The following is an 815-nucleotide window of genomic DNA, read 5'->3' on the forward strand; positions in this document are numbered from 1 at the left end:
GTGGGTGTTGTGTGAGAACTGGATAGTGGACGCGAGCATCTTGTTTTTCTGTAAGTTCGATTTTGTCAAGCAGTTTTTCTGTTTGTGATTGTTCTTAGTTATTTGTTTGTGTGTTGTGTTGTAAGGGCGCATGGTGGATGCCTTGGCATAGTAGGCCGATGAAGGACGTGAGAGGCTGCGATAGGCCTCGGGGAGCTGCCAACTGAGCGTTGATCCGAGGGTGTCCGAATGGGGAAACCTGGCCGTCGTTGTGGGCGGTCGCCGTTAGATGAATTCATAGTCTAATTGGTGGTTACGCGGGGAAGTGAAACATCTCAGTACCCGTAGGAGTAGAAAACAATTGTGATTCCGTTAGTAGTGGCGAACGAACGTGGATGAGGCTAAACCGCGTGCGTGTGATACCTGGCAGGGTTTGCGTGCGTGGGGTTGTGGGGATGCATTGTGCAGGGTCTGCTAGTCCTGCGTTGTGTTGTGTGGGTGTAGCGGAAGTGGATTGGAATGTCCTGCCGTAGACGGTGAGAGTCCGGTACGTGAAACACCCGTGCGTGCAATTGGTGTGTTGCCCGAGTAGCAGCGGGCTCGTGGAATCTGCTGTGAATCTGCCGGGACCACCCGGTAAGCCTAAATACCTGCTTATGACCGATAGCGGATTAGTACCGTGAGGGAATGGTGAAAAGTACCCCGGGAGGGGAGTGAAATAGTACCTGAAACCATGTGCTTACAATCCGTCAGAGCCCTTTTTTGTGGGGTGATGGCGTGCCTTTTGAAGAATGAGCCTGCGAGTCAGCGGCATGTCGCGAGGTTAACCCGTTTGG

General features: G+C 52.6%; 1 rRNA gene. It reads left to right on the plus strand.

Annotated features, from left to right (window positions below):
* Positions 1 to 110: 110 nt before the first annotated feature.
* Positions 111 to 815, plus strand: a 23S ribosomal RNA gene (locus HMPREF3130_RS10035); the annotation flags it as partial.

It is taken from the genome of Corynebacterium sp. HMSC14B06, from assembly GCF_001807075.1.
Taxonomy (GTDB): Bacteria; Actinomycetota; Actinomycetes; order Mycobacteriales; family Mycobacteriaceae; genus Corynebacterium; species Corynebacterium jeikeium_D.